Annotated in this window: 20 protein-coding genes and 1 pseudogene; 6 read left to right on the top strand and 15 right to left on the bottom strand. The window is 59.8% G+C overall.

Annotated elements, in window-relative coordinates:
- The first annotated feature begins 270 nt into the window (after positions 1 to 270).
- Positions 271 to 1,920 (top strand): alpha-glucosidase family protein, encoded by a 1,650-nt coding sequence (locus FHT82_RS14755; protein WP_183731775.1) that lies wholly within the window; start codon positions 271 to 273, stop codon positions 1,918 to 1,920.
- Here the strand turns inward: FHT82_RS14755 and FHT82_RS14750 are convergent, their stop codons facing one another.
- The 7 genes and pseudogenes from FHT82_RS14750 to FHT82_RS14725 form a co-directional block, all read right to left on the bottom strand.
- On the bottom strand, positions 1,921 to 2,169 hold the full coding sequence (locus tag FHT82_RS14750) for a DUF2442 domain-containing protein (protein WP_183731772.1): 249 nt from the start codon (positions 2,167 to 2,169) through the stop codon (positions 1,921 to 1,923).
- Positions 2,150 to 2,278 carry a hypothetical protein gene (locus FHT82_RS30560; protein WP_281411225.1) on the bottom strand — a complete coding sequence of 43 codons (129 nt, stop codon included), beginning with the start codon at positions 2,276 to 2,278 and terminating at the stop codon, positions 2,150 to 2,152. The genes FHT82_RS14750 and FHT82_RS30560 overlap by 20 nt, the downstream gene beginning before the upstream one ends.
- 41 nt (positions 2,279 to 2,319) lie before the next feature.
- Positions 2,320 to 2,396 (bottom strand): annotated as a pseudogene (locus FHT82_RS30350) (hypothetical protein); the annotation flags it as partial.
- Between the two features lie 202 nt (positions 2,397 to 2,598).
- Complete coding sequence (ade, locus tag FHT82_RS14740) at positions 2,599 to 4,296, bottom strand: adenine deaminase (RefSeq protein ID WP_183731766.1); 1,698 nt, start codon at positions 4,294 to 4,296, stop codon at positions 2,599 to 2,601.
- 117 nt (positions 4,297 to 4,413) lie between these two features.
- Entirely contained in the window at positions 4,414 to 5,517 is a 1,104-nt protein-coding gene (locus tag FHT82_RS14735; RefSeq protein WP_183731763.1) for a branched-chain amino acid ABC transporter substrate-binding protein, read from the bottom strand.
- Between the two features lie 527 nt (positions 5,518 to 6,044).
- On the bottom strand, positions 6,045 to 7,097 hold the full coding sequence (locus FHT82_RS14730; protein WP_183731760.1) for an alpha/beta fold hydrolase: 1,053 nt from the start codon (positions 7,095 to 7,097) through the stop codon (positions 6,045 to 6,047).
- A gap of 139 nt (positions 7,098 to 7,236) precedes the next feature.
- Positions 7,237 to 8,565 (bottom strand): aspartate aminotransferase family protein, encoded by a 1,329-nt coding sequence (locus FHT82_RS14725; RefSeq protein WP_007824535.1) that lies wholly within the window; start codon positions 8,563 to 8,565, stop codon positions 7,237 to 7,239.
- A 247-nt stretch (positions 8,566 to 8,812) separates the two neighbouring features.
- Here FHT82_RS14725 and FHT82_RS14720 point away from each other — a divergent pair, with 247 nt between their 5' ends.
- Complete coding sequence (locus FHT82_RS14720) at positions 8,813 to 10,786, top strand: PhoX family phosphatase (protein ID WP_183731757.1); 1,974 nt, start codon at positions 8,813 to 8,815, stop codon at positions 10,784 to 10,786.
- 143 nt (positions 10,787 to 10,929) lie between these two features.
- Here the strand turns inward: FHT82_RS14720 and FHT82_RS14715 are convergent, their stop codons facing one another.
- The 5 genes from FHT82_RS14715 to FHT82_RS14695 form a co-directional block, all read right to left on the bottom strand.
- Positions 10,930 to 11,247, bottom strand: a complete 318-nt coding sequence (locus tag FHT82_RS14715; protein WP_183731754.1) for a metalloregulator ArsR/SmtB family transcription factor — start codon at positions 11,245 to 11,247, stop codon at positions 10,930 to 10,932.
- A gap of 115 nt (positions 11,248 to 11,362) precedes the next feature.
- Positions 11,363 to 12,112, bottom strand: coding sequence for a pyridoxamine 5'-phosphate oxidase family protein (locus tag FHT82_RS14710; protein ID WP_183731751.1), 750 nt, complete (start codon positions 12,110 to 12,112; stop codon positions 11,363 to 11,365).
- Between the two features lie 37 nt (positions 12,113 to 12,149).
- A complete protein-coding gene (gene choV, locus FHT82_RS14705; protein ID WP_183731748.1) occupies positions 12,150 to 13,196 on the bottom strand; it encodes a choline ABC transporter ATP-binding protein in 1,047 nt (348 codons plus the stop codon).
- Entirely contained in the window at positions 13,193 to 14,038 is an 846-nt protein-coding gene (choW, locus tag FHT82_RS14700) for a choline ABC transporter permease subunit (protein WP_183731745.1), read from the bottom strand. Before choW ends, choV begins: the two co-directional genes overlap by 4 nt.
- 77 nt (positions 14,039 to 14,115) lie before the next feature.
- Positions 14,116 to 15,072 carry a choline ABC transporter substrate-binding protein gene (locus FHT82_RS14695; RefSeq protein ID WP_183731742.1) on the bottom strand — a complete coding sequence of 319 codons (957 nt, stop codon included), beginning with the start codon at positions 15,070 to 15,072 and terminating at the stop codon, positions 14,116 to 14,118.
- A gap of 235 nt (positions 15,073 to 15,307) precedes the next feature.
- Between FHT82_RS14695 and FHT82_RS14690 the strand changes: the two genes are divergently transcribed.
- From FHT82_RS14690 to FHT82_RS14680, 3 genes are all read left to right on the top strand, one after another.
- Positions 15,308 to 15,910 (top strand): thymidine kinase, encoded by a 603-nt coding sequence (locus tag FHT82_RS14690; RefSeq protein WP_183731739.1) that lies wholly within the window; start codon positions 15,308 to 15,310, stop codon positions 15,908 to 15,910.
- Positions 15,911 to 15,983: 73 nt separating this feature from the next.
- Entirely contained in the window at positions 15,984 to 17,057 is a 1,074-nt protein-coding gene (locus tag FHT82_RS14685; RefSeq protein ID WP_183731736.1) for a hypothetical protein, read from the top strand.
- A gap of 154 nt (positions 17,058 to 17,211) precedes the next feature.
- Positions 17,212 to 18,333 carry a DUF2333 family protein gene (locus FHT82_RS14680; protein ID WP_183731734.1) on the top strand — a complete coding sequence of 374 codons (1,122 nt, stop codon included), beginning with the start codon at positions 17,212 to 17,214 and terminating at the stop codon, positions 18,331 to 18,333.
- Positions 18,334 to 18,340: 7 nt separating this feature from the next.
- On the opposite strand, the gene FHT82_RS14675 is transcribed toward FHT82_RS14680, so the two are convergent.
- The 3 genes from FHT82_RS14675 to FHT82_RS14665 form a co-directional block, all read right to left on the bottom strand.
- Positions 18,341 to 18,802: a PAS domain-containing protein gene (locus tag FHT82_RS14675; protein WP_183731731.1), complete on the bottom strand. Its 462-nt coding sequence runs from the start codon at positions 18,800 to 18,802 to the stop codon at positions 18,341 to 18,343.
- Between the two features lie 46 nt (positions 18,803 to 18,848).
- Entirely contained in the window at positions 18,849 to 19,574 is a 726-nt protein-coding gene (locus FHT82_RS14670; RefSeq protein ID WP_183731728.1) for a LuxR family transcriptional regulator, read from the bottom strand.
- Positions 19,575 to 19,719: 145 nt separating this feature from the next.
- Entirely contained in the window at positions 19,720 to 20,181 is a 462-nt protein-coding gene (locus tag FHT82_RS14665; protein WP_183731725.1) for an Lrp/AsnC ligand binding domain-containing protein, read from the bottom strand.
- 112 nt (positions 20,182 to 20,293) lie between these two features.
- Here FHT82_RS14665 and putA point away from each other — a divergent pair, with 112 nt between their 5' ends.
- Positions 20,294 to 23,410, top strand: a complete 3,117-nt coding sequence (putA, locus tag FHT82_RS14660) for a bifunctional proline dehydrogenase/L-glutamate gamma-semialdehyde dehydrogenase PutA (RefSeq protein ID WP_183731722.1) — start codon at positions 20,294 to 20,296, stop codon at positions 23,408 to 23,410.
- The last annotated feature ends 61 nt before the right edge of the window (positions 23,411 to 23,471 follow it).

The raw sequence follows: 23,471 nt of genomic DNA, 5'->3' as shown, positions 1-23,471 counted from the left end.
TGTCCACCTTTCTAGGCTTTTCGCCTTTTCTTTGGTCATTTGTTCCCGATTTGACCTGTTACGTGCAGGTCAACGGCACCTTAACGCAAAGGTTTGGCGTTGCAACCCCTAAACCGGTGGGTAGCATTCGGGTGTGGACAAGCTTATAAGCGTCTCCCTTTTGTCCGATCGCGACTGCCTGATCTTTGCTCGAAAATGAGCCATTGAAGTGTTGTTTTTTGCTTCGCCGCCATTAGTCTTGCGGCGAAATGAAGCGGGAGAAGGCAGTTCATGGCGTTGCGGACGGGCGGGAATGCGGATTGGTGGCGCGGCGCTGTGATTTATCAGGTCTATCCGCGCTCGTTTCAGGATACTGATGGTGACGGGCTCGGCGATCTCAAGGGGATAACCCGGCGCCTCTCCCATATCGCAAGCCTTGGCGTCGATGCGATCTGGCTCTCGCCTTTCTTCAAATCGCCCATGGCCGACATGGGCTATGACGTCTCCGACTATTGCGACGTCGATCCGATCTTCGGCACGCTCGACGATTTCGATGCGATGATGGCGGAAGCCCACAGGCTCGGCATAAAGGTCATCATCGATCAGGTGATTTCCCATACGTCCGACCGGCATCCATGGTTCGTGGAAAGCCGCTCCAGCCGCACGAACGACAAGGCGGACTGGTATGTCTGGGCCGACCCGAAGCCCGACGGGACAGCGCCGAACAACTGGCTGTCGATCTTCGGCGGGCCGGGATGGGAATGGGATGGCGTGCGCCGGCAATATTACCAGCATAACTTCCTGACCTCGCAGCCGGACCTGAATTTTCACAGCAGGCCGGTTCAGGATGCGCTGCTGAAGACGGTGAAGTTCTGGCTCGACCGAGGCGTCGACGGTTTTCGGCTGGATACGGTGAATTATTACTTCTGTGACAAGCAGCTCCGAGACAATCCGCCGCATGTGCCGGATCCGGATCAGGCTGGTCTCGATGCGCCCGACAGCAATCCCTATGGCATGCAGAACCACCTCTACGACAAGACGCAGCCGGAAAACCTCGAATTCCTCAAGCGGTTCCGGGCTCTGCTCGATCAGTACGAGGAGCGCACGACGGTCGGCGAAGTCGGCGACGGCGCGCGCTCGTTGAAGACCGTCGCCGCCTATACGACCGGCGGCGACAAGCTGCATATGTGTTATACTTTCGATCTGCTCGGCCCTGAATTCACCGCGGCCCATATACGAGGCTGCGTCGAGACCTTCCAGCGCATGGTGAAAGATGGCTGGGTCTGCTGGGCCTTCTCCAACCACGACGTCAACCGCCACGTCAGCCGCTTCGCGCTGACAGAAGAGGAGCGGCCCATCATCGCCAAGCTGGCGATTTCGGTGCTGGCAGCGCTTCGCGGTTCGATCTGCCTCTATCAGGGCGAGGAACTGGGGCTGCCGGAGGCGGAACTTGCCTTCGAAGACCTGCGCGACCCATACGGTATCCGCTTCTGGCCTGCTTTCAAGGGACGTGACGGATGTCGCACGCCGATGCCCTGGGAGGCCGGCAAAGCGCATGCCGGGTTTACGAGCGCGGAAAAGAGCTGGCTGCCGGTTCCCTATGAACAGGCAGCGCTTGCCGTCGATACGCAGGAGAACAACGACAATTCGGTTCTGCACCATTACCGGCGCACGCTGGAATTCCGGAAGAGCCAGCCCGTGCTGCTCGATGGCAGCATGGAGTTCGTCGGTGCGGACAAGGATCTGCTCGCTTTCGTCCGCGAAAAGCAGGGCGAGAAGCTGCTTTTCGTGTTCAACCTGACGCGTGAGCCTGCGGAGTTTGAGCTTCCTGCAGGCATATCATTCGGCGAACCGCTTGCGATGCCTGGCTTTCAGGCGCTAACTGCTCGTGATTCAGTGAAGCTTTCGGCGCTGGATGCTTTTTGTGCGAGAGTTCTGTGATCAGGCGGCGGTCGGCCGTTTGACCGTCTGGTCGCCGCGTCCGGCCAACAGGCCATCGATCGAGATATCTTCGTCAAGATCACTCCAGTGAAGGCCCATCGGGCTGGTCTCGACAGTGCGAAGCTGTTCCGGGGTCGCATTCAAAAGACGCGGAAACCATGCCAGCGGTACACCCAGAGTGCGCCCGTCGTCGAGCGCGACCCACATCGTGTTTTCATCGAAAGTCACATCAGTTGCGGAAATGCTCATCCCACGCCCTTTCGATGGCGGACTGGTTCTTGATGACTTCCCGAATGATAACAGCAAGTTCGCGTGGATTGAAGCCTTTGCTGTCGGCGATGCCGATTGCTGGCTTCATCCATGACCTTAGCTTCGCCGCTCGGGCCGCGAACATGGATATGCAAGGGTTCGCGAGGATCTCCTTCGTTTGAATAAAAGAAAAACTTCAGATTTCCGAGTGTGAAAACTAGCGGCATCGGGTGCTTCCTCGACGTTTTCGGCCGGATGATTTTCTTCTTTCTGTTGTGCCGTTAAGTGCGAAGTGACGAATTTTTCAAGATTATTTCGAAATTTACGGCTGATCGATGGGCGGTCTGTGAATAAATACCCTTTGTCCGGCTATTCGTTTTCCAACCAATGAAAATATTGCACGTGCACTGAACAGAGGGATATCCAAATTTATCCAATCAGCGCGAAGCGATCGACATCTACCATCCCCCTATCCGAGATCTTCAAATGCGGGATTACGGGCAGGGGCAGGAAGGCGACCTGCAGGAAGGGTTCCTCCAGCGTCGTGCCGAGGGCATAGGCCGCCTTGCGCAGATGATGCAACGTGTCGCGCACCATCTCATAGGGTTCGAGGCTCATCAGGCCGGCGACGGGCAGAGCGATCTCGCCGGTGACCTTTCCGTCCTCGACCACCACGAAACCGCCCTTGATCTCGCCAAGGCGATTTGCCGCGAGCGCCATGTCATCCTCGCTGACGCCGACGACACAGATGTTGTGGCTGTCATGGCCGACCGTCGAGGCGATGGCGCCTTTCTTCAGGCCGAAGCCCTGAACGAAACCGTTGGCGTGATTGCCGTTCTTGCCGTGTCGTTCGATGACGGCGACCTTGATGATATCGTTGGCGAGGTCGACGGTCGTCTGGTTGCCCTTGGCCGGCAGGCGGTAGCGGCGATGCTCGGTGATGATCTTGCCGGGCATGACGCCGATGACGGATGTTTCGCCCTCGGCAACCGGTACGCCGAAATGGGCCGCATTGACCGGCCGCGCCTTGACGCTGTCGAGGCCGACGGGGGGAACGGGCTTGCGGTTAGCAAAGAGCGCATCGGTGACTTGGCGGCCGGCAGAGAAAACCATCTGCGCCCGGCAATTCTCCAGGCTGTCGATCACGACGAGATCGGCACGCCATCCGGGGGCAACGAGGCCGCGGTCGCGCAGGCCGAAGGCGCGGGCGGCGGAGATCGAGGCGGCGCGGTAAATCGCAAGCGGCTCGACGCCCTCTGCAATTGCCGTGCGGATCATGTAGTCGAGATGGCCCTGCTCGGCGATATCGAGCGGATTGCGGTCATCGGTGCAGAGCGCGAGGTAGGGGGAGAGGCGTTCCGTGATGATCGGCATCAGGGCATGCAGGTCCTTCGAGACGGAACCCTCGCGCACGAGGATATGCATGCCCTTGCGGATTTTCTCCAGCGCCTCAGTCGCACTCGTGCATTCGTGTTCGGTGCGGATGCCGGTGGAGAGATAGCCGTTGAGATCGTTGCCCAGGAGAAGCGGCGCATGTCCGTCGATATGGCCGCCCTGAAAGGCGTCGAGCTTTGCCATGCAGACGGGATCCTTGTGGATCACGCCGGGAAAATTCATGAACTCGGCAAGGCCGATGACTTTGGGATGGTCGCGATAGGGCAGGAGGCTTTCGACCGGCAGATCGGCGCCTGACGTTTCCAGATGTGTCGCCGGCACGCAGGAGGAAAGCTGGACGCGGATATCCATGATCGTTTCCAGCGCCGAAGCGAGGAAGAATTCGATGCCTTCCTTGCCGAGCACATTGGCGATTTCATGTGGGTCGCAGATGGCAGTCGTCACACCATAGGGCAGGACGCAGCGGTCGAACTCATGCGGTGTGACCAGCGAGGATTCGATATGCAGGTGCGTATCGATGAAGCCGGGAACGACGATCTTGCCGGAAATGTCGATTTCCGTCTCGCCGCTGTAGTTGCCGCAGGTCCCGATCACACGCTCGCCGCCGATGGCGATGTCCGACTGGACGAGCTCACCCGTCGCGAGGTCGAAGAAGTGTCCGCCTTTCAGGACGATATCGGCAGGCACGCGACCCACACCCTGATCGATGAGACGTTCGAGCTTGGCGGTCATATCTATCCTCGCAATGCAATCGATTCTGCGAGTTATAGCGCATCTGTTCGTGGATTCGATGCCCGCAAACAAAACCGGGCGCCATTGGCGCCCGATCGCATGTTCCATTCGCTCCGATTACTCGGCTGCGACGATCTTGCCGCCTTCCCACTTGTAGAGCGAGAAGCTCTGCGAGGAGAGGTCGCCGGTTTCGCCATAGGTGAGCTTGCCGATGACGGTCGGGATCTGGTCGCCGCTCTTCAGGGCAGCCGCAACGGCTTCCGCGTCCTCGGCGCTGCCGGCCTTTTCGATGCCGGCTTTCAGGACTTCGACGGCAGCGTAGGCGTTCAGCGTGAAGGCTTCGGCCGGGATGTTCTTGGCGGCGAGCGCATCGGCAGCGGCCTTGGAGTCCGGGCTCTTGGTGGCGTCCGAAGCATTGGTGAACAGCGTGCCGCCTGCTGCATCCGTGCCGATCGTCCAGAACTCGGTGTTGGAGAGACCGTCGCCGCCGATGATCTGGGCATTGACCGAGAGGTCATGGAGCTGGCGGGCGAGCAGGCCGCCTTCCGGGTGGTAGCCGCCGAAATAGACGAGATCGACTTTCTCGGCCTTGATGCGGGTGGTCAGAGCGGAGAAATCCTTGTCGCCGGGCGTGATGGAGTCGTTGATGACTTCGGTGACACCGCCGGCATTCAGCGTTGCCTTGAAGGCGTCGGCGAGGCCCTTGCCGTAAGCGCCCTTGTCGTTGATGATGGCGACGCGCTTGTCCTTGAAATGCTCAAGAACGTATTTGGCGGCAACTTCGGCCTGCTGGTCGTCGCGGCCGCAGGTGCGCAGAACGTTGGTCAAGCCACGCTTGGTGAGGTCGGGTGCCGTGGCGGTCGGAGTGACCATCAGCACGCCGTTTTCGGCCAGAACGTCGGAAACCGGAATGGCGACACCGGAGGTGACCGGACCGACGACGAAGCGGATGCCTTCGCCGACAACCTTGTTTGCGGCGGAAACGCCCTGCTTCGGCTCGCCGGCATCGTCGGCCAGTTCGAGCACGACCTTCTCGCCGAGAATGCCGCCGTTCTTGTTGATTTCGTCGACAGCGGTCTGCACGCCGTTCTTCACCTGGTCGCCATAGGCCGCCACTGGACCGGTCAGCGGCGCGATGAGGCCGATGGTGATATCCGCGTGCGCGAGCGGTGCAAATGCCAGCGAGGCGACGAGCGTCGCCGTCAGAGTCTTCAGGGTCATGTTCTGTCTCCTTGGGTAGGGTCGTCTTCGACCACTGGTTGCTTGCCGCGCAGGCCGTTTCTTTTGTCAGCGATCCCTTTGGGAGCGTGCCAAGGACGAGGAAAAGCTGCGCGATCAATGAGCCCTGCGGCCATATTTGGCTCGCCCGACGCATAGCAAGATTTCTAGAAATTTCGGTGAGATTCCGCAAGATGATAACAAGATCGGGATCATTTTCGCCAAATCTGGAAAGATTGCGCGCGATTTTTTGATTTTTCAGTCCATCTCCCGCAATTTTCGATCTGCCTGTCCGACCATCGGCAAGCTTGCTATGGTCATGCCAGGCAGTCTCAACCTGCAGTCAAGGTGACGTTTTTCTGATTACGCGCTTTCAGTCGCGCTTGACCCGCAACCTTTGCAGAAAGCTGAAGCGAAATCTTCTTCGCCAGACCTATCGCGGGGGCATTTCGATCGCAGGCCCTGGTCCGTCGCAAGCCCGGATGCTTCCTCGTTTCCAGTAGGCCGGGCATCGAGATGAGGGAGCTGCGCTATTGCTGAGGGAGGGCCTTTCGCAGGAAGTCGGTGACCATGCCGGTAACCTGCCGGTGAATCGTTTCGCGACCTGCGCCTACGCCGTCCCGGCAGACGATGCCCTCGCCTGGTGCTTCTTTCTCGATCCATTCGGCGGCACCAGGCTTGCAGGGTTGCATGAAGCTGAAATGCAGCGATCCCGGGATAAGGCTGTACCTGGTCGTTGTTGATGGCAGATAACGGAAAATGTAGCCTGAATCCACGTTCGTCGCGGCTATCTCCGCCTTAGTTGCCGTATCCAAATCGACATCATCAGCAGCGCCCAATACCATGACGGGGATCTGGATTGCCGCAAGGCTCTCTGGTGTCAGCCCACGGCCGGGTCCGAGGTCGAGCGTCACGACGGCACGGATTCTCGGGTCGCTGAGATCGGCGGCCAGTGCTGCACTGGAGGAGGCATCGCGGCCGATGCCGAGCGCCTCGAATATTCTGCAATAGATCGGGCTGAATTCAGCCATGCAGTTCTTCGTCACCTTGGCTGCATCGAAGCGGCCGCCCGCCAGTTCGACGACCGTCCAGCCGCCGAGCGAATGGCCGATGGCGGCGATCCGACCGGATGCCACGCCGCCCGTCAGATCAGGATTGTCGAGCAGAGCATCGATCGTGCGGCTGAGGTCGCCGGGGCGCTTCCAGAGTTCGACGGCATCGGGCTTTCGCATGTCGAATGTGGTCGTGCCGGGATGATCGGGTGCGGCGACGACATAGCCTGCTTCCACGAGATCCGCGGCGAGCCAGGCGAGGTTGCGCCAGCTGCCACCGTAGCCATGCGACAGAACGACCAGCGGATGGGGGCCGGCCATGGGTTCGGCATCCCTGATGACGGGCTGGCCGATAAAGGCAGGCGTTTCGCCAAGAAGGACCGGGGTGACGTTCGATGCAGTTGGATACCAGATGCTGACATGCGTGGGGCTATTTTTGTCGGGCAGGGAGATTTCGCGGAACCCGGTTCCGGCATGTGCTGCAGGTGCCAACAGCAGGACGAGGGAGAGAAGGAGGGCAAGTCTTGGCATGGGATCTCCATTGGGTTGATTTGCCCTGTCTGGAGGAAATCCCTGAGGCTGGAGACCGATAACGCGATCGAGGTCGCCGATATCATAGGAAAGGGCGAGACTGGAGCCTCGCCCTCGAATTCACTTGGGACGATTGAGCTCAGATGTTGTTCTGCAGGATCGTACGCAGCTTGCCGAAGAGCTCGTCGATGTGCTTCTTCTCGATGATGAGCGGCGGGGAGAGCGCGATGATGTCGCCTGTCGTGCGGATCAGCAGGCCGCTTTCGTACGCCTTGAGGAAGGCTGTGAAGGCGCGCTTGGTCGGCTCGCCGGCGATCGGGTCGAGCTCGATGGCGCCGATGAGGCCGGTATTTCTGATGTCGATGACGTTGGGGCAATCTTTCAGCGAGTGCAGCGCGTCGGCCCAATAGTCAGAAAGCTCGGCTGCGCGGGTCAGCAGGCCTTCTTCCTTGTAGGTGTCGAGCGTCGCAAGCGCTGCGGCCGAGGCGATCGGGTTACCGGAATAGGTATAACCGTGGAAGAACTCGATCATGTGCTCGGGGCCATTCATGAAGGCATCATGGATTTCCGAGGTCACGAAGACGGCGCCCATCGGGATGACGCCGTTGGTCAGGCCCTTGGCGGTGGTGATGATGTCGGGCTTCACGTCGTAATACTGGGCGGCGAAGGGGGCGCCGAGGCGACCGAAACCGGTGATGACTTCATCGAAGATCAGCAGGATGCCGTGCTTGGTGCAGATTTCACGCAGCTTCTGCAGATAGCCCTTCGGCGGAATGAGAACGCCGGTGGAGCCGGCGACCGGCTCGACGATGACGGCGGCGACGGTGGACGCGTCATGCAGGGTGACGATGCGCTCGAGTTCGGTGGCGATATCGCCACCGTGCTCGGGTTCGCCGCGGGTGAAGTTGTTCTTGCCGGGCAGATGGGTGTGCGGCATGTGGTCGACGCCGGTCAACAGGGTGCCGAACATCTTGCGATTGGTGACGATGCCGCCGACGGAGATGCCGCCGAAATTGACGCCGTGATAGCCGCGCTCGCGGCCGATCAGGCGGAAGCGTGAGCCATTGCCCTTCACGCGGTGATAGGCGAGCGCCACCTTGAGCGCCGTTTCCACCGATTCAGAACCGGAATTGGTGAAGAGGACATGGTCCAGGCCTTCCGGCGCGATGTCGACCAGGCGGTTGGCGAGCTCGAAAGCCTTGGGATGGCCGAGTTGGAAGGCCGGGGCGTAATCGAGTTCGCCGGCCTGCTCGCTGATCGCCTCGGTGATCTTCGGGCGGCAATGTCCGGCATTTACGCACCAGAGGCCAGCCGTACCGTCCAGCACCTGACGGCCGTCATGGGTCTGGTAGTACATATCCTTCGCACTCACGAAGAGGCGCGGTTCCTTCTTGAACTGACGGTTCGCGGTAAAGGGCATCCAAAAGGCGCGAAGGTCGTTTGGCGTTGCATTCAGGCGGTTGGACATGCTGTTCTCCTGGCCGTTGGGGAGGCCGTTCCCGTTTTAAGCTTGGCGCCGATTATATTTTTACTGCCCGGTCAAATTATCAGCGCCCGGCAAGGCGTCAAGCCGAAGAAGCGCCGCCCTCTGCCGTTCCCGACACTTCGGTCGTCATCAATCCTTCGCCCGGCATTGCTACAAAAATCGATGGCCGCAATGGCCGAGGACATTCCATTCATTTCCTTGAAATTCAACCATTTTACCGGAGGTAGTCATGACGGACCGCCAGAAGACCAGGCCGCGCCCCAATCCGCGGCGTGCATTTGCGCCGAGCTACGGCACCATTCTCGAAGAAGGCGTTCGTCGCCGTACCGTTCTGAAGGGCTTCATCGCTGCCATGGGCGCGGCCGCTTTTGCGCCGGCGCTCGAAGCAACGAAGGCAGAAGCCGCCGAGTCGAGCCTTACTTTCCCCGAGCTGAAGCGCGTGCGCGACACCGCCGACCACTGGCCCGAAGGTTACGAGCGCCAGATCCTCATTCGCTGGGGCGACGCGCTCTTTACCGACAGCCCGGAATTCGATGTCACCAAGCTCGACGGCAAGGACGCCGAGCGCCAGTTCGGCTACAATAACGATTTCACGCAGTTCCTGCCGCTGCCCTGGGGCGAGAAGAGCTCCGATCATGGCCTGATGGTCGTCAGCCATGAATATGCCACGCCCTTCCTGATGTTCCCGGGACTGACGATGGACAATTACCGTGAGAAGATGACCGAAGACCAGATCCGTGCTGTCATGGCCGCTGTGGGCGTCTCGGTTTTCGAAGTGCGCAAGGACGGCAACCGGTGGCAGGTCGTCAAGGACGGCAAATATAACCGCCGCATCCACATGAGCACGGAAATCGGCATTTCCGGCCCGGCCGCCGGCGACGATCGCCTCAAGACCAAGGCCGATCCAACCGGCACGGTGGTCTTCGGCACGATTTCGAACTGCAATGGCGGCATCACGCCCTGGGGCACGATGCTGTCAGGCGAAGAAGGCGCGATGGACGTATTCGCCGGCGACTATACCAAGCTGGCGAACCAGGAGCTGGTCGAGCGCCAGGGTTGGGACGAGGATGAGAACGACATCTATTCCGTCAGCCGCGTCGAGCCGCGCTTCAAGTTCGAGGAAGAGCCGAATGAATGGATGCGTTTCGACTGGGTGGTCGAAATCGATCCGTTCGATCCAACGGCAAAGCCGGTCAAGCGTACGTCGCTCGGCCGCATGACGCATGAAGGTGCACAATGTTGCGTCGCCCCTGATGGCCGCGTCGTGGTTTTCATGGGCGATGATGACGATTTCGAATATATCTACCGCTTCGTCACCCGCGATCCGTGGAACCCTGGCGATCGTGCCGCCAACAAGGACCTGCTCGACCACGGCACGCTGTCGGTCGCCAAGTTCGAAAGCGACGGTACGATGCGCTGGATCCCGCTCGTTGCTGGCGAAGGCCCGCTGACGGCGGAAGCCGGCTTCAAGACGCAGGCCGATGTGGTCCTCGCAACGCGCGCTGCCGCCGATCTCGTCGGCGCGACACCGATGGACGGGCCGGAAGGCTTCATCCCGCATCTCGGCACCGGCAAGCTCTATGTTGCCATGACCGAGAATGAGGATCGCCTGCCGAAGGGCCAGGGTGACGACGAGAAGGAACAGGTCAACGTCGCCAATCCGCGTGGCCCCAATCCGCACGGGCATTTGCTGGAACTGGTGACCCCCGGCGGTCCGGATAAGCCTGATTACGCAGCCGAGAGCTTCAAGTGGGACGTTTTCGTGCTCTGCGGCGATCCGGCAAAGCCCGAAGATCAGGCGATGTTCCACCCGGCGACCACCTCGGCTGGCTGGTTCACCGATCCCGATAACCTTGCCGTCGATCCGGCGGGCCGCCTCTGGGTGACCACCGACGGTCCGCCGCCGGAAGGCATCGCCGATTCGGTCTATGTGATGGATACGGAAGGTCCGGGCCGCGCCCTGCCGAAGCTCATCTATATCGCCCCTGTCGGTTCGGAGACCTGCTCGCCGACCTTCACGTCCGACGGCTCCAGCGCCTTCCTCTCGGTCCAGCATCCGGGCGAATTGCGCATGGCCGACAATGAGGATGCGACCTCGATGGAAGATGCCGGCACCAGTTGGCCGGACTTCAAGCCGGGTGTACCGGCTCGTCCGTCGCTCGTCGTGCTGACCCGCGGCAACAACGAAGTTGTTGGCAGCTAAGCCCGCTTTTCGCAATAAAAAGAGACCGGCAGTTCTCGCGAATTGCCGGTCTCCAACGCTTCACGTGCTGAAATAGCGTGAGCAGTGTCCGTGGAGACATCTCCTCAGACACTACTCAGACTGACATCATGTCAGCGCTAACATCAGGCTGCAGACCTGCTCCGGTTCTGTGTCACGTAGATATCCTCGAGTGTTGCAAGGATTTTCATAACCGGCTCGGAGTTGCTGGAATAGTAGATCGTCTGTGCATCGCGACGGGTCTTGACCAGCTTCTGAGCGCGCAATTTCGACAGATGCTGGGAGAGGGCCGACTGGCTCAGACCGACCTGGGTGGCGAGAACGCCGACAGGCACTTCTCCCTTTACCAGGCTGGTGAGTATCAGCAAACGCTTGGGGTTGGCCATGGCCGATAATAAAGCTGCCGCCACATTGGTGTGATCGGCCAAATCAGAGGTTTCCATATTTTTTCTTCCTAATGCGAAACGTACATCATCCGTACAGGCACAGGCCGTCAGACGGTTCTTTGACTGACGGCGAAAACTAGCAATTGGGCTTGAAGATTGTATATACCTAAATTTAAGGTATCAGGTATGCTATTTTAGATATGTTTGAACAAATGTGATCCAAATCCTCCGCGGGTATGTCGAACTCGCAACGCAACAATAAGTCACCTGAAATCATATCAAAACCTGCGAAATCGACCCCACTTATGCGCCAGGGACCGGCTTCAGGGGCCTTTAGCCTGGATGCCAGCGCTGACATCAGATCCGGATGGCGGGCTACTAAATCTTGCACTGCGGCGTCAGCTTTTTCGGCGATGTCATCATTTGCCTCGGAGTGAATCACGAGATCGCTGCCGTCTAAAATGTAAGCACGGCCGAATCCGCCGTTGAGGCTGGCCGATTGCGGGATGAGGCGAAAGAAACGAAAATCCGGGAAATCGATATAGAGTTTCGCCTTGGCGTGACGGTTGAGAAAACGGGTGCGGATGCGCGCGTGGAGGGGCGTATCCCGCTCCACCTCTTCCGCACGGCATTGGGTCGTCAGGCGGGCATGGGCGAGCGGATCGCCCTTGCCGGGCTCGCCGGTCAGGAGCGAGGCTCTGGCATCGGCGGCGAGCGCTTTCGTGTGGGTCGAGAGCGCGGAAACGAGAATGACCGGAACGCCGTCTATGTCGGTGCCGAGAAGAACCCGGCTTGCGAAGGGAAAGCCGGTTTCAGGATCGAGAACGGCGAGAGCCGCATAGCGGGCGGAGCGCAAGAGAGTGCGCGCCAGCTTGCGGGCCTCGTCGTCGGTTTCACGGAGCGTGGAGGACGGTTCTTTCATATCCGCGTTGTGGCAAAGCGGAGTGAAAGGATCAAGTCTATTCCTTCCGCTTATGCCGCGTGAGGCCGGCGACGACATCCTGCGCCGAGATCGTCCCGACAATCTGGCCGTTGTCGACCACGCCGATACTGCCAGGCTGCCGGGAGAGGGCGTCGAGGATATCGACAAGCGGTGTCGTGGGGCGCGCAGTGGCGCTGACCGACATGCCGATTGCCGCATCTCCAAGCCCGGGCTGCATGACGTCGGAGGCCATCAGCATGTTGATCGGGTTCATGTTCTGCACGAAGTCGGCGACATACTGATCGGCCGGATTCTTGACGATTTCCTGCGGCGTTCCGCACTGGATGATCCGCCCACCCTCCATGATGGCGATGCGATTGCCGATGCGGAAGGCCTCGTCGAGATCGTGGCTGACGAAGAGGATGGTCTTCTTCAGCCGCCGTTGGAATTCCAGCAGCTCATCCTGCAGTCGCGTGCGGATCAGTGGATCGAGCGCAGAGAACGGCTCGTCCATCAGCAGGATCGGAGCACCGGTGGCGAATGCGCGGGCAAGGCCGACGCGCTGCTGCATGCCGCCGGAGAGCTCGTTGACCTTGCGGTCCGCCCATTTCGTCAAGTTGACGAGTTCGAGCTGTTCGCCGACCCGGCTCTTGCGCTCGGCTTCCCGCACGCCCGAGAGCTCAAGGCCGAAACCGACATTCTCGGCAACGGTGCGCCAGGGCAGGAGGGCGAACTGCTGGAACACCATGGAGACCGTATGCGTGCGCAGGTCGCGCAGCGCCTTGGCATTGCATTTGTAGGGGTTTACCGGCCCCGTTGCCGTCGAAACGGCGACGTCGCCGCGCACGACGGGCGCAAGCCCGTTGACGGCGCGCAGGAGCGTCGACTTGCCGGAACCCGAAAGGCCCATCAGCACGAGGATTTCGCCTTCCTCTATCGTCAGCGAGGCATTGGCGACGCCGAGAACGAGGCCGGTCTCGGCGCCGATCTCGTCGCGTGAGCGACCCTGGTCAACCATGGCGAGCCCAATTTCCGGCCGGTCGCCGAAGATGATGCTAATGTCGTTGAAACTAACCGCAGTCATGCGACGTCTCCTTCGCCTGCTGTGCGGAACATGCGGTCCAGAATGATTGCCAGGATGACGATGCAGAAGCCTGCCTCAAAACCCTTGGCGATGTTGACGGTGTTCAAGGCACGCACGACCGGCACGCCGAGACCGGGAGCGCCGACGAGGGCGGCGATCACGACCATCGAGAGGGAAAGCATGATGGTCTGTGTCAGGCCGGCCATGATCTGCGGCGTTGCAAAGGGCAGCTCGACCTTGCGCAGAACCTGAACCGGCGTCGCGCCGAAAGCGACGGCGGCTTCGACGAGGGAAGGGGGTGTCGAGATGATGCCGAGGCGGGTAAGACGAATGGGGGCGGGGATGGCGAAGATGACGGTTGCGATCAGGCCCGGCACCATGCCGAGGCCGAAAAGGATAAGGGCTGGAATGAGATAAACGAAGGTCGGAATGGTCTGCATGAGGTCCAGAACGGGCCGCATCGCGGCATAGATCCAGGCGCGGCGGGCAGCCGCAATGCCGAGCGGAATGCCGATCACCATGCTGACGAAAGTCGCGGCGAGCACGAGCGCCAGCGTTTCTGTCGTCTCTTTCCAATAGCCCTGGTTCATGATGAGCAGCAGCCCAAGACACGTGAAGACCGCCACTGTAATCGACCGGCGCAGCCACCAGGCGAGGAGGCTGATGGCAAGGACGGCAATCAGCGGATTGGGCGTCTGCAGCACGAAAAGCAAGGCATTAATGACGTGCGACAACAGGGCGGAGAGTTGGTTGAAAAACCATTCGCCGTTCGTCGTCAGCCAGTCAACGAAGGTCTTGGCCCAGGGGCCAATGGGAATTTTAGCGTCGGTGATCCAATTCACGAGGCGCGCCTGTCTTTTGAGAACAAAGATCGGGATGAAAACGAAAACGGGGCGGCAGATCCGCCCCGTTCATTTCATCAGAGGCCGAGGCCGGACTTGACGGCCGCGAGGCCGTCGCCGCTGCCATCGCGGGTCTTGACGCCAGCAAGCCAGGGCTCGACCGTGGACGGATTGGCCTTCAGCCATTCGCCCGCTGCCTTTTCCGGATCTTCGCCGTCATTCAGGATCTTGTTCATGATCTCGTTCTCCATCTTCAGGGAGAACTTGAGATTCTTGATCAGTGTCCCGACGTTCGGGCACTCGCTCAGATAGCCGGCACGTACGTTGGTATAGACTTCGGCGCCGCCGAAATTCGGTCCGAAAGTGTCGTCGCCACCCGACAGATAGGTCATCTTGAAGTTGCTGTTCATCGGATGTGGTTCCCAGCCAAGGAAGACGATGGGCTTGCCATCCTTCTCGGCGCGGGCGACCTGCGCCAGCATCCCCTGCTCGGAGGATTCGACGAGTTCCATCTCCTTCATGCCGAAGGTGTTCTTGTCGATCATGTCGATGACGTGGCGGTTGCCGTCATTGCCGGGCTCGATGCCGTAGATCTTGCCGTCGAGATCGTCCTTGTGAGCGGCGATATCCTTGAAGTCCTTGATGCCGAGTTCCGCACCCTTGGCATTGGTTGCCAGCGTGTACTTGGCGCCGACGAGGTTCGGCCCGTAGGACTCGACCGACTTGTCGTCGAGGTAGGGCTGGATGTCCGCTTTCTGGGACTGCATCCAGTTGCCGAGGAAGACGTCGATGTCCTTGTTCTTCATCGAGGTATAGGTGACCGGCAAGGAGAGAACCTTGATGTCGGTTTCATAGCCGAGCTTCTTGAGGAGCAGAGAGGCGGTCGCCGTGGTCGACGTGACGTCCGTCCAGCCGATGTCCGAAAGATGGACGGTGGAGCAGCTTTCAGGGTCTGCGGAGAAGGCGGCGGTCGCAACGGAGAGGGCAGCGACTGCGGTTACGGTAACGAGTTTGAATGCGCTTGTTGTTTTCATTTTAGACTCCCAGTCTTACGTTCCCAAGCCAACCATCAATAGACCAGTTTTACAAGCGATCTCGGCGCGTTTGCGGCGTTCCGGCCACTGTGATTGCGACGCCCCGGGGTTTTTCAGAATGCCTGAACTTCCAGGTTTTCAGCGATTTCGATGCCAGGATTTCCTGTGATTATCAATTTGTCGGGGCTTTTCTTTGTGTTCTCCACCTTCCAAGAAGCCAGATAAGGAGAATCCGATGGCAAAACTCTATTTCAACTACTCGACGATGAATGCCGGCAAGTCGACCATGCTGCTGCAGGCCTCCTACAATTATCAGGAGCGCGGAATGCGCACGGTTCTCTTGATTGCGGCCTTCGACGAGCGGGTCGGGCGTGGCGTCATCGGTTCGCGCATCGGGTTGGAAGCAGAGGCCATCCCCTTCGAAAACGACAGCGATCTCTATGCTCTGATTCAGACGCTCAGCGGCGAAGGGCAGCCGATCTCCTGCGTTTTCCTCGATGAGGCGCATTTCATGACGCGCGAGCACGTTTGGCAGCTTGCCCGCGTGGTCGACAGGCTCGGCATTCCCGTTATGGTCTACGGCTTGAGGACGGATTTTCAGGGCAAACTCTTTCCGGCCTCGCAGGAACTGCTGGCGATTGCCGATGAGATGCGCGAAGTGCGCACCATTTGCCATTGCGGGCGCAAGGCGACTATGGTCGTGCGGCTCGATGCCGAGGGCAAGGTACTGCATGAGGGTGCGCAGATCGATGTCGGCGGAAACGAGAAATATGTTTCGCTGTGTCGCCGCCATTGGGACGATGCGATGAACGGTGAATGGATTGCCGAGCCGGTCTGAACGGATCGACGCCTGTTTTCTTTGACGCGGCAAGCGAATAGTCTGGAAGACGGAGATTCCCTGGGAGTGCCCGGTGCGCAAAAGCCCGCCTTTCGATAGCCAGTATGATGCCGCCCGCGGCCTTGCCGAGGCGATGGCCGGCGAGGCGGATTATTGTGCCGCCTGCATCGCCGGCTTCGATGGCGACGAGGGGCGCTCGTCCGACGAGATTTTCCTCGAGCAGAATGCGCGGTTCCAGGCCTTTTTCAACGACAGCGCCACGCTCGATGTGCTGCTTGCAGAACTCGTCTTCTCCCTCGATCGGCTGACATCAAAGGTTTCGGCCGATCTCGACAGTTTTCGCGGGCTGACGCGGCGTGAAAAGATAGCCGGATGGTTTTCCCGCCAGCGCATGTGGCGCATGCACAGCGCGCGGGTACGCGAGGCGCCGGTCGTGGAACAGCTGCTCGATCTGCTGACGAAATCCGATCTTCTGGCGACGCTGCTCAAGGGCCAGAGACGATCCCTTGTCGAGCGTCACAAGAGCGCCGAACTGAGCCTCATCGACATCGTCGAGCATCGGCGACGGCTGGTCGACAAGATCGACATTGCGCGGATGCGCATGAAGGAACTCAATGCCAAGGCATTGAACACGCAGGGCCGCATTGGCGTCTATGGCAACAAGGCGCATTGGGCGCAAATGGAGGCGGAGCGCCAGGCGCTGATAGCGGAGGCCGATCGCATTTCCGTCGAGGAACATGCGATGCGCGACGAGAGCCAGCGGCGCGAACGTTTCATCGGCATGTTCCAGGCTTTCGTCGACAGGCTGAACGGCCGTATTGCTGGCTGCAACGTGCTCATCCGCAAGCTTTCGGTCGATACCGAGGAGCGGCTCATCATCTATCAGGCGCAGGTCGATACCGACCGGCCCGGCATGAGGGTGAGGATCAAGCCGGAGCTTTTTCCTGATATCGCTGAAACCATCGCGCTTTTCGAGAAGGGCATGCTGGTGCCCCAGGATCTGGTCCAGCGTAAAAGCCGCGCCGACCAGGAATTCGCCCGCAAGTTCCCCATCTATGCCGAGGAACGGTCCGATGCGCCGCTGATCGATGTGGTGCGTAAATCCCCTGTATTCGGGCTTGGATTCTTCCGTTCGCTGCGCTCCTGACAGGACGGTGAGGGGAGGCGTATCACGTCCTATCTTGTCTGGCCCGCGCATCGTTCGGGGCGAAATATCGTTGGCTCTTGTTGTACTTGGGCAATCAAGCGCATATGTGGATGAAAAGGATATCCCCGTTTTCGCCGCCTGACAGGAGACGACGATGCTTGACCGGATTGCCGGTTTTTTCAGACTGATCGGCCAGACGATCAGCCGCTGGGTTCGCCTTTTTGCCGCCTGGGCCTTCTGGCCGTTCCTGGCCGCGCACGGATGGTATGCGCGGCGGACCTGGATGATCAGGCTGCCGATCATCGCGTTCGTTGCGCTTCTCGTCGTTCTCTACGGCTATTTCATCTGGCAGACGCAGATCTGGTCGAATTTCAATACTGACTTCGTCGATCAGTATCGTCTTTCGGAACGCAAGGTGCCGGCCGGGCAGGAAATTCCGGCGGCTGACGGGACTGCTGCCAAGACCTGCCAACGCTCGGCGATTGTCGATGTCGCGGCCGATCTGACGGATTTCAACGTCAATCAGAATGCCTGGATATCGTCGATGGTGCTCTACAAGATGGGCTTCTTCGGCATCGACTGGGATCACACGCCCTTCCTCGACAACAAGGCATCCTTCCAGCGCGGCATCAATCAGGCCGTCCGCCGCACTTCCGTCGAGCTTGTCGATACGCTGGGCCGCGTGCGCGGCACGTCCGGCATCAACAACGACCTGCAGAACGCGCGCGGCAATCTGCAGTTCGATGAATTTAGCTGGTATTTCGGCCTCAGCCCCTTCGGGCCTAAGACGCCGACGCCGGCCTATTATCGCGCGGCGATCAACAGCCTGCGCAAGTTCAATACCGATCTGGCCGGCTGCAATGCGGTCTTCGACGGCCGCGCCGACAACCTCATTCAGTTCATCGACCGCATCGCCAACGATCTCGGCAGCACCTCCGACATGCTGGCCGAGCGCTCGGAAAATCACAATCGCGGCTGGTTCGATACGCGTGCCGACGATCGCTTCTGGTTCGCGTATGGGCAACTCTACGCCTATTACGCGATTCTTTCGGCGGCGCAGGCGGATTTCTCTCAGGTTGTGTCGGAGAGAAACCTCGGGGCGATCTTGGCCGGCACGACACGGCAGTTCCAGGCGGCCCTTCGCATCCAGCCGGCGATTATTTCCAACGGGCGGGAGGACGGCTGGATCATGCCGAGCCATCTCGCCACGATGGGCTTCTATATATTGAGAGTGCGTTCGAACCTCGTTGAAATCCGCGCGGTGCTGGACCGCTAGACTGCTATTAAAGCGGAGCGCCGCCATCCTCGAAGCCGACGATGCGCAGCTTCTCGACGAATTCATAGGTGATGCCGACAATGCCGCCGCCGCTGGCGTCGTCGCGGAACTTGCCGACGGAGCGCACCATCTTGTAGCCGCCGAGTCTGTTGTCGACGCGATAGACATAGTGGAAGCCGACACGGTGGAGGCTCGCCTGCTCGAAGGTTTCGGCAATCAGCAACCGGTCTTCCTCATGGATGCGTGACATGAGTTCAGTCAGATTGACCGGACCTTCGCTGTAGGGAAGATCGAAGATCTGGTGTACGTCTTCGCTGGCGAAGAAATGTCCGGTCTCAAGGTTCATCCGCCAGAAGCCGAAGAGGCGGTAGGCGGCGAACATGGTCAGCGCTTCGGCATCGGTAACGCCGATGTGGGCACGGGACTGCGGCCGATGTTCGACGGCTGGCTGTTCGAAACGAAGAGGCACGGTTTCCCCCTAATTCGGGATGACGCGCTGATTCTCTTCTGATTCCTCAGTTGATCAGCTTCAATCGGATGGCTTTTGCTACCAACTGGGTGCGGTTGACGCAATCGAGTTTTTTAATTGCGTTGGTCATATAGGCATTTACCGTGTGATCCGAGAGCGCCAGGATCTGGCCGATCTCTATCGAGGTCTTGCCTTGTGCGGTCCAGCGTACGACCTCCAGTTCACGAGCCGAAAGCGCACTATGAGCGCTTTCCTCATTGCGCTTGACGGCGTTGTAGGTGTCGAGCGCGTGGAGAACGATCATCACGAGTTCGTTGATCTCGCTTTGGCCGAGGGATGCGCGTTCGCCGCCGAACCAGAAGACGAGGCGCTGTCCATCGGCCGAGTTGATCGGCATGGCGATACCCGCCATCATGCCGCGCTGGAGCATCAAATTCCTGATGTCGGCGGGAAAGGACTGTGCATGGCCGGGATCGCTGAGGTGCCAGACCTGCGGCACGGCCGATTCCCTCATGCGGGCGGCAAACGGACAGGCACGCAGCATATGTCCGCGATCAAAATCTTTGATGTAGGAAACCGGCAACGAGCTCTCGATGATCAGCGGCTTGAGCAGCAGATCTTCCGCCGAGGGCGCGTTCAGCAGAGTGACGTGCTCAAAACCGAAAGCGGCGGCCACTCTTCCAAGCGCCTGCGCGAACAGGCCACGCGTGCGCGCCACCGCCAGTTCGCTCGACAGCAATGACTGCCTTTCAGAGGTAGTCATGTAAGACATTATACGCCCCCGCAAGTCTTCATGTTACCGCTATCAAATACATAAATCCGCACGCATGCTAGTGCTAATTGACTTAGCACACGCTGATTAATTCATTTTGTGAAAAATTAATCAGTGAAAAAACGCGTTCAAGTTGATTTTTGACCTACACGGGTAAAAGTGTGGTGCCTTTTACCTCCTCCATCACCGCATAGGTGTGTGTTTCTCGTACGCCGGGAAGGGAAAGAATCACCTCCGAGAGGAACTGGCGATAGGCCTCCATCCCCGCCATGCGGGCCTTCACGAGATAATCGAAGCCTCCTGCGACCATATGACATTCCATGACGTCATCGCTGCGTTTTACCGCCGCAGCAAAGGCATCGAAGACGTCAGGCGTGGTACGGTCGAGCTTTACCTGCACGAAGACGAGGAGATTGCGGCCGAGCTTTTCCGGCGAGAGGATCGCCATGTAGCCGGTGATATAGCCCTCTCGCGTCAGCCGTTTGACGCGTTCGGCCGTCGCCGTCGGCGACAGGCTGACGCGTTCGGCGAGCTCTATGTTGGAAAGCCGTCCCTCCTTCTGCAGTGCGCGGAGAATCTTGCGGTCGAGACGGTCGAGTTCTTTCATTTTTCGCGGCCTTTCAGGCAGTCGGTAGGCAAAGATGGTGTTGGTTGGCGTCAGTTTAGTGAAAAACACCACGAATGAACAGCTATGTTGCTAAAATCACGGAGAACCCTTCATGCCAACCCAGATTTCCACGCCGTTTGCCCCGTTCAACGCTCCATTTGCCGGTGACGACGATCGTCTGCTGCATGGTTTTGCCGAAGGCTTGCGTTTTTCGGCCTCCCAGGATGCGGCGATCGACAAGCGTGCCGGCGGCATGATCGAGGCGATCCGCGACAATTCCGGGTCGATCGGCGGCGTGGAGGATTTCCTGCGGGAATACGGGCTTTCCACCAAGGAAGGCCTGGCGCTGATGGTGCTTGCCGAAGCACTGCTGCGCGTGCCCGATGCACTGACGCAGGACAAGCTGATCGAGGATAAGCTGAAAGAAGGCGGCTGGAGCGAGCATGAAGGAAAGGCCGACAGCTGGTTCGTCTCCGCATCGGCCTGGGCGCTCGGCCTTTCGGCCCGCATCATCCGCCCCGGCGAAACGCCCGAAGGCGTGGTGCGCGGTCTCGTCAAGCGCATGGGTCTGCCGACCGTGCGCAATGCCACCAAGCAGGCCATGCGCTTCCTCGGCCATCATTTCGTGCTCGGCGAGACGATCAAGGACGCGTTGAACCGCGCTGCCAAGAGCGAAGAGAAGGGCTATCGCCACTCCTTCGATATGCTGGGCGAGGGCGCGCGCACGGCAGAAGACGCCAAGCGATACTGGCAGTCCTATGCCGTGGCGATCGAAGCGATCGGCGGCTGGATGGCGAAGAACGCCAAGGGCAAGAGCCTGCCCGACCGTATGGGCATTTCCGTCAAGCTCTCGGCGCTGCATCCGCGTTATCTCGCCACCCATCGCGACCGCGTAATGAAGGAACTCGTGCCCGATCTCCTGAAGCTCGCGCAGATGGCCAAGGCGTATCAACTCAATTTTACGATCGATGCCGAAGAGGCCGACCGGTTGGAACTTTCGCTCGACGTGATCGCCGCCGTCTTTTCCGATCCGTCGCTTGCCGGCTGGGATGGTTTCGGTCTTGCGATCCAGGCCTATCAGAAGCGCTCGGTCGCCGTGATCGACTATGTTGACGGGCTTTGCGAGACGCTTGATCGTCGTATGATGGTGCGCCTCGTGAAAGGCGCCTACTGGGATACCGAGGTCAAGCGGGCGCAAGAGCGCGGGCTCGACGATTATCCGGTCTGGACCCGCAAGCAGGCGACGGATCTCTCCTATCTCGCCTGCGCGCAGCATATGCTTGCCAAGCGGGCGCGTATCTTCCCGCAATTTGCCACACACAATGCGCTGACGGTTTCCACCATTCTGGAGCTTGCCGGCAATGATCGCTCCGGCTTCGAATTCCAGCGCCTGCATGGCATGGGCGAGAGCCTTTACAATCACCTGATGAACTCCAACGACCGCATCGCCTGCCGCATCTATGCGCCGGTCGGAGGTTATCGCGATCTGCTCGCCTATCTCGTGCGCCGCCTTCTGGAAAATGGCGCCAACTCCTCTTTCGTCGCCATGGCCGGCGACAAGAACGTTCCTATCAAGGCACTGCTGGAGCGTCCGGCAGACAAGCTGCAATTCGATGTCGGTGCCAGTGCGCGCAACAGCAAGATCCCAATGCCGCTGCAGCTCTACGGCAAGCGCAAGAACAGCGCCGGACTGGAATTCGGTCATCGTGCGACGCTTGAAACGCTGATGGGCAATATCGGCAAGGGCATTGCGGCAATTTCGGCCACGCCGTTGATCCCCGGCTTTGCTGCTGGTGGTGCGGACGTGTCTGTCATCTCGCCATCAGACCATTCGAAGACCGTCGGCTCGGTGCGCAACGCCACCGCCGCCGATATCGACAAGGCCTTTGCCGTCGCAGTCAAGGGTTTCAAGACATGGTCTCGCCGTTCGGTCGAGGAACGCGCATCGGCGCTTGAGCGGATGGCCGATCTCATGGAGGAAAACCGCGACAGGCTTCTCGTTCTTCTCGCGGCAGAAGCCGGCAAGACGCTCGATGATGGCGTTGCCGAAGTGCGTGAAGCGGTGGATTTCTGCCGCTATTATGCCGGGGAGGCCCGCCGGCTCTTTGGCACCGTGGCCAAGATGCCGGGGCCGACCGGCGAGGACAATCGCTACCTCTGGCGCGGGCGGGGCGTCTTTGCCTGCATCTCGCCCTGGAATTTCCCGCTGGCAATCTTCCTCGGTCAGGTTTCGGCCGCGCTCGTCTCCGGCAATGCAGTGCTCGCAAAGCCCGCACCGCAGACGCCGCTGATCGCCTATGAAGCGGTCAAACTGTTTCACAAGGCCGGCGTGCCGGAAGATGCGCTGCTTTTCGTGCCTGGTGGTCCCGATGTTGGCGCCGCCATCACCGCGCATGCAGCGCTTGCCGGTGTGGCTTTCACTGGTTCAACGAAGACGGCTTGGGCGATCAACCGGGCGCTTGCTGCCAAGGACGGGCCGATCGTACCGCTGATTGCCGAAACCGGTGGCCTCAACGCCATGGTGGTCGATGCGACCGCGCTCGGCGAGCAGGTGGCAGACGACGTGGTCCTCTCGGCCTTCCGTTCGGCCGGCCAGCGCTGCTCCGCGCTTCGCCTGCTTTTCCTGCAGGAAGATGTGGCCGAGCACATGACGCAGATGATCGAAGGGGCAGCACGGGAGCTGCAACTCGGCGATCCGGCATTGGAAACCACCGATGTCGGCCCGATCATCGACGAGAAGCAGAAGGCGATGCTGGAAGCCTATATCGCCGACATGCAGAAGACGCAGAAGGTGCGTTATGCCGGCAAGGCGCCTGATGGAGGCAGCTTCTTCGCGCCGCATATTATCGAGCTCGATAAATCCACAGCGCTGACCAAGGAAGTCTTCGGACCCGTCCTGCACATCGTCAAATGGAAGGCGAAGGAATTGCCTCGGGTGTTGCAGGATATCCAGGCCTCCGGCTACGGCCTGACGCTCGGCGTCCACAGCCGCATCGAATCCACGATCCGCACCGTCACCGATGCGCTCGATACCGGCAATGTCTATGTGAACCGCAACATGATCGGTGCCGTGGTCGGCACTCAACCCTTCGGCGGCTCGGGGCTCTCGGGCACCGGTTTCAAGGCTGGCGGTCCGGCCTATCTGCAGCGATTTGCGCTGGAGCAAGTGATCTCGGTGAACACGGCCGCCGCAGGCGGCAATGCCAGCCTGATTGCCATGGGCGAGTAAAGTAATAGGACGGCAGCAAGCGCTCGCAATCCCGCTTGCTGCCGTTCAATTCAGTTGCTAA

Origin of the sequence: Rhizobium sp. BK275 (assembly GCF_014193555.1) — a bacterium.
GTDB lineage: Bacteria > Pseudomonadota > Alphaproteobacteria > Rhizobiales > Rhizobiaceae > Rhizobium.
Note: the sequence above shows the minus strand (reverse complement) of the source record. Positions and strands in the feature narration are given on the sequence as shown.

Excerpts from the sequence above, each read along its gene's own strand:
- ade (WP_183731766.1), bottom strand. The coding sequence starts at position 4,296 with ATGACCGCCAAGCTCGAACGTCTCATCGATCAGGGTGTGGGTCGCGTG.
- FHT82_RS14665 (WP_183731725.1), bottom strand. The coding sequence starts at position 20,181 with ATGAAAGAACTCGACCGTCTCGACCGCAAGATTCTCCGCGCACTGCAG.
- FHT82_RS14725 (WP_007824535.1), bottom strand. The coding sequence starts at position 8,565 with ATGTCCAACCGCCTGAATGCAACGCCAAACGACCTTCGCGCCTTTTGG.
- FHT82_RS14680 (WP_183731734.1), top strand. The coding sequence starts at position 17,212 with ATGCTTGACCGGATTGCCGGTTTTTTCAGACTGATCGGCCAGACGATC.
- FHT82_RS14735 (WP_183731763.1), bottom strand. The coding sequence starts at position 5,517 with ATGACCCTGAAGACTCTGACGGCGACGCTCGTCGCCTCGCTGGCATTT.
- FHT82_RS14755 (WP_183731775.1), top strand. The coding sequence starts at position 271 with ATGGCGTTGCGGACGGGCGGGAATGCGGATTGGTGGCGCGGCGCTGTG.
- FHT82_RS14750 (WP_183731772.1), bottom strand. The coding sequence starts at position 2,169 with ATGAGCATTTCCGCAACTGATGTGACTTTCGATGAAAACACGATGTGG.
- FHT82_RS30560 (WP_281411225.1), bottom strand. The coding sequence starts at position 2,278 with ATGAAGCCAGCAATCGGCATCGCCGACAGCAAAGGCTTCAATCCACGC.
- FHT82_RS14690 (WP_183731739.1), top strand. The coding sequence starts at position 15,308 with ATGGCAAAACTCTATTTCAACTACTCGACGATGAATGCCGGCAAGTCG.
- FHT82_RS14670 (WP_183731728.1), bottom strand. The coding sequence starts at position 19,574 with ATGTCTTACATGACTACCTCTGAAAGGCAGTCATTGCTGTCGAGCGAA.
- putA (WP_183731722.1), top strand. The coding sequence starts at position 20,294 with ATGCCAACCCAGATTTCCACGCCGTTTGCCCCGTTCAACGCTCCATTT.
- FHT82_RS14720 (WP_183731757.1), top strand. The coding sequence starts at position 8,813 with ATGACGGACCGCCAGAAGACCAGGCCGCGCCCCAATCCGCGGCGTGCA.
- choV (WP_183731748.1), bottom strand. The coding sequence starts at position 13,196 with ATGACTGCGGTTAGTTTCAACGACATTAGCATCATCTTCGGCGACCGG.
- FHT82_RS14710 (WP_183731751.1), bottom strand. The coding sequence starts at position 12,112 with ATGAAAGAACCGTCCTCCACGCTCCGTGAAACCGACGACGAGGCCCGC.
- FHT82_RS14730 (WP_183731760.1), bottom strand. The coding sequence starts at position 7,097 with ATGCCAAGACTTGCCCTCCTTCTCTCCCTCGTCCTGCTGTTGGCACCT.
- FHT82_RS14715 (WP_183731754.1), bottom strand. The coding sequence starts at position 11,247 with ATGGAAACCTCTGATTTGGCCGATCACACCAATGTGGCGGCAGCTTTA.
- FHT82_RS14695 (WP_183731742.1), bottom strand. The coding sequence starts at position 15,072 with ATGAAAACAACAAGCGCATTCAAACTCGTTACCGTAACCGCAGTCGCT.